The organism is Mesorhizobium sp. M2A.F.Ca.ET.037.01.1.1, assembly GCF_003998075.1.
GTDB lineage: Bacteria > Pseudomonadota > Alphaproteobacteria > Rhizobiales > Rhizobiaceae > Mesorhizobium.
The window spans coordinates 1-3,914 of record NZ_RZSA01000653.1; the positions used below are offsets into that span (position 1 = coordinate 1).

The 3,914-nt window shown below is 65.2% G+C and carries 5 protein-coding genes; 4 read left to right on the forward strand and 1 reads right to left on the reverse strand.

Annotation, left to right across the window (positions count from 1 at the left end):
* The 3 genes from EOA27_RS26235 to EOA27_RS26245 form a co-directional block, all read left to right on the forward strand.
* Positions 1-426 (forward strand): sulfite exporter TauE/SafE family protein (locus tag EOA27_RS26235; protein WP_145970541.1); only part of this gene is annotated, 426 nt, incomplete at its 5' end.
* The gene (locus tag EOA27_RS26240) at positions 426-1,217 is read left to right on the forward strand and encodes a TIGR02186 family protein (protein ID WP_126079364.1); all 792 of its coding nucleotides are present in this window, start codon (positions 426-428) and stop codon (positions 1,215-1,217) included. The genes EOA27_RS26235 and EOA27_RS26240, both read left to right, overlap by 1 nt.
* Positions 1,218-1,396: 179 nt before the next feature.
* On the forward strand, positions 1,397-2,653 hold the full coding sequence (locus EOA27_RS26245) for an Hsp70 family protein (protein ID WP_127257629.1): 1,257 nt from the start codon (positions 1,397-1,399) through the stop codon (positions 2,651-2,653).
* Here the strand turns inward: EOA27_RS26245 and EOA27_RS26250 are convergent, their stop codons facing one another.
* A complete protein-coding gene (locus tag EOA27_RS26250; RefSeq protein WP_126079366.1) occupies positions 2,654-3,559 on the reverse strand; it encodes a LysR family transcriptional regulator in 906 nt (301 codons plus the stop codon). It lies immediately after the preceding gene.
* A 124-nt stretch (positions 3,560-3,683) separates the two neighbouring features.
* On the opposite strand from EOA27_RS26250, the gene EOA27_RS40935 reads away from it, so the two are divergent.
* Entirely contained in the window at positions 3,684-3,842 is a 159-nt protein-coding gene (locus tag EOA27_RS40935; RefSeq protein ID WP_189343264.1) for a hypothetical protein, read from the forward strand.
* Positions 3,843-3,914: the final 72 nt, after the last annotated feature.

Sequence of the window (3,914 nt, forward strand, 5' to 3'; positions counted from 1 at the left end):
CGCGCCTCCAAGCTGTTCGTCAGCGTCATCCCGGTGCTCGGGCTCGGCGCCGGGATCGGCTTCCTGTCGTCGATCATGGGCGTCGGCGGCGGCTTCATCATGGTGCCGGCGCTGATCTACCTGCTCAAGGTGCCGACCAATGTCGTTATCGGCACCTCGCTGTTCCAGATCATCTTCACCTCGGCCTACACCACGCTGGTGCATGCCACGACCAACCAGACGGTCGACGTGATCCTGGCCTTCCTGCTGATGGCCGGCGGCGTCGCCGGCGCGCAATATGGCGCCAAGGCCGGCCAGAGGCTGCGCGGCGAGCAGCTGCGCGCGCTTTTGGCGATGCTGGTGCTGGCCGTCGCCATCCGCCTTGCCGTCGATCTCTTCGTGACGCCGCCAAATCTCTATTCGCTGTCCGCCGCGGGCCTCAACTGATGGCGGGATTGAGAGCGTTTGGAGCCGCCGCCTCGTTGTCGATGCTCTTTGCCCTTTCCCCGGCGACGGCGCAGGCGCCGCCCACCGAAAGCATCCAGATCGGCCTTTCGACCGACGCGATCTCCATCACGGCGGGCTTCTCCGGCGCCGACCTCACCATCTTCGGATCGCTGGAAAATCCCGACCCGCTGATCGCCAGACAGGGCCGCTACGACGTGGTCGTCGTGCTCGAAGGGCCGCCGCGCCCGGTCGTGGTGCGGCGCAAGGACCGCGTGCTCGGCGTCTGGATCAACCTGGACTCCGAAACCTTCGAGAACGTGCCTGTCTCCTATTCCGTCGCGACGACGCGGCCGCTGCAGGACATCGCCGAGCCCGCCAAATACAAGCAGCTCTCGCTCGGGGCGCAGAACCTCTACATGAAGCCCGCCGACGAGACCGACAGCCCGGCGACGATCCAGGAATTCACCGCCGCGCTGCGCGAGCGCAAGGCAGCGACAGGCCTCTACAGCGAGAATGTCGGCGGCGTGCAGTTCCTGTCTCAGAACCTGTTTCGCGCCACGGTGAGGCTCGCGCCGAACGTGCCAGTCGGAACCCACAAGGCCCGCGCGTTCCTGTTCAAGAGCGGCATGTTCGTCAAGGAAAGCTCGGCCCAGCTCGAGATCCGAAAATCGGGCTTCGAGCAGTCGGTCTTCCGGGTCGCGCATGATTATTCCTTCCTCTACGGCGTGTTCGCCATATCGCTCGCCATGCTGACCGGCTGGCTAGGTCGGATTATCTTCCGCAAGGATTGAAGACACGGGAAAAATGGAAGACCATTTTCCCGCAAAGGGTTTCCCTGCGGGCGATCATGCGATAAACCGCCGCCTCCCAACCCAAAGGTAAACAAGCACAATCTGTTCGGCAGAGCGGTCCGGCCATCCGGACGACGGCGCGCTTGGCGTCCCTGCCACAAGGTAACGAGGAGGCTGCGATGCAATCAGCATTCGGCGGCATCGATTTCGGCACGTCCAATTCCACCGTGGGGGTGATCCGCGACGGCCGGGCGCGACTGGTGGCGCTGGAGGGCGAGCAACCCACTCTGCCGAGCGCCGTGTTCTTCAACTTCGAGGACGGCTACACTTATTTCGGCCGCCGCGCGATCAGCGACTATACCGATAGCATCGAAGGCCGTCTGATGCGCTCTCTGAAGAGCGTGCTCGGCAGCTCGCTCGCCAATGAGAAGACCCGCATCAAGGCGCGCCAGATCGGCTTCATCGACATTATCGGCATGTTCGTCGGCCATCTGAAGAAGCGGCTCGAAGAAGACGCCGGCGGTCCGGTCGAGAACGTGGTGCTCGGCCGGCCCCTGCAGTTCGTCGACGAGGACACGGCCGCCGATGCGAAGGCGCAGGGCGAATTGGAGAAGGCCGCGCGCGCGCAAGGCTTCAAGCACATCGCCTTCCAGTTCGAGCCGATCGCGGCGGCGCTCGACTACGAGCAGAAGGTCACCCGCGAGGAGCTGGCGCTGATCGTCGACATGGGCGGCGGCACCTCCGATTTCTCGATCGTGCGGGTCTCGCCGGAGCGCGCGCGCTCGACCGACCGCAAGGCGGACATCCTCGCCAATCGCGGCATCCATATCGGCGGCACCGATTTCGACCGGCTGCTCAGCATCTCCCATGTCATGCCCGAGCTCGGCTATCTGACGCGGACCAAGGACCACAAGCGCAATCTGCCGGCGGCCTATTTCATCGACCTGGCGACCTGGCAGCGCATCAACCTCGTCTACACCGCCAAGGCGATGTCGGATCTTCGCCAGATCCGCTACGAGGCCGAGCGCGCCGACCTCGTCGACCGCTTCATCCATGTCGTCGAGCACCGCTACGGCCACGCAATTGCCGGCCTGGTCGAAAGGGCTAAGATCGCGCTGACCGACCAGTCCTCGGCCGAGGTGAAGGTGTCGCTGCCCGGCGCGCGCTTTGCGGCCGAGATCACGCGCGGAGGCCTCGAGGAGACCATCGCGAACGACATCGAACGCGTGACCGCGACGGTCAGGCAGACGATCGCCGACGCCGGCGTCGATGCCTCGGCCATCACTGCCGTGTTCCTCACCGGCGGTTCGACCGCCATCCCGCTGGCGAAGCGGGAAATCCTGTCGCTGGTGCCGCAGGCAGCCGTCATCGAAGGCGACATGTTCGGCTCGGTCGGCCTTGGCCTCGCGCTGGATGCGCAGCGCAAATACGCGTGATTATTCGGCGTTTGCCGGCGCGTCCGCCCGGCCGGTGAGATGCGCCTTCAGCGCCATCTGGGCGAGGCTCGCCTGGCGGTCGCGGTGTGTGATCATGGCGAAGTCGCGCTTCGGCAATTCCACCGGCACGGCCCTGAGGCTCCCCTCCGCCAGGGAGCGCGCGACGACGAGTTCCGAGATGATCGTGGCGCCCGCGCCGGCCTCGACCGCCTGGCGCACTGCCTCGTTGCTGGGCAGAACCAGGAATATCTGCAGCTCCGCCGGCGGAACGCCCTGGCTGTGCGCGAAATCCTCCAGCGCCTCGCGCGTGCCCGACCCGCCTTCCCTGATGATCCAGCGCAGCGCCCTGATGTCGAGGTTTCCCGCCCGCGTCATCGGGATCTCGGGATGCGAGCGCGCCACCACCAGCATCATGCGGTCCTCGTCGACCGTGGCGCGACGCAGGATGTCGGACTCGGTACGGCCCTCGACCAGGCCGAAATCGGCGCGGCCGTCCAGCACATTGGTCTCGACCTGCCTGGTGTTGCCGATGGTCACGTTCAGCTTCACCGCAGGATAGGCCTCGTGGAAGGCAGCCAGGCGACGCGGCAGCCAGTAGCTGGCGATGGTCTGGCTGGCCGCGATCGACAGGCTGCCGGCGACGGTCTGCGAGACATCCTCCAGCACGCCACGCGCAGCCGCGGCGCGATCCAGGACCGCCTTCGCCTCCGGCAGGAAGCGGTGGCCGGTCTCTGCTAGTTCGATGTTGCGGCCGACCCGGTTGAACAGGCGCACGTCGTGCTGGGTTTCGAGCGCGCGGATAGCCGCCGACGCAGCCGACTGCGAGATGCCGAGCCGCTCGGCGGCCTTGGTCATGTGGCCATGCTCGGCGACGGCGACGAAGATGCGCAACTGGTCGAGGGTCATAGCGCAACTAAGAAGCAAAATCGATCGGAATTACAAGAGCTGCTTGTTAGACGGATCAATTGCTTTGTTCTAAGTTTTTAGCTGGACTTGGAAAAAATTGGTCGCCAGAGGCCAAGAGTGGGAAATGGCAGGGCGCTTCAAATCCCTATTCGCGCATTGGAGCCGCCGGCTGAAGCGGCAGCTTGCCGGCGAGCGCTATCATCCTGAACTTCACTACATGCGCGGCCCGGGGCCTAAGACGAAGGCCAAGATGGCGAACGGCAAGAGCGTTCGCCAATCATGAGCAACGCCGCGCCGCGCGGCGCCAATTCCGCACCCTCGCAACGGCCTCTTTCCGACACTCACGCGCCAAATG

Bases quoted from the DNA above. Each gene is read 5' to 3' on its own strand.
- EOA27_RS26240 (WP_126079364.1), top strand. From the start codon at position 426: ATGGCGGGATTGAGAGCGTTTGGAGCCGCCGCCTCGTTGTCGATGCTC.
- EOA27_RS26245 (WP_127257629.1), top strand. From the start codon at position 1,397: ATGCAATCAGCATTCGGCGGCATCGATTTCGGCACGTCCAATTCCACC.
- EOA27_RS26250 (WP_126079366.1), bottom strand. From the start codon at position 3,559: ATGACCCTCGACCAGTTGCGCATCTTCGTCGCCGTCGCCGAGCATGGC.
- EOA27_RS40935 (WP_189343264.1), top strand. From the start codon at position 3,684: ATGGCAGGGCGCTTCAAATCCCTATTCGCGCATTGGAGCCGCCGGCTG.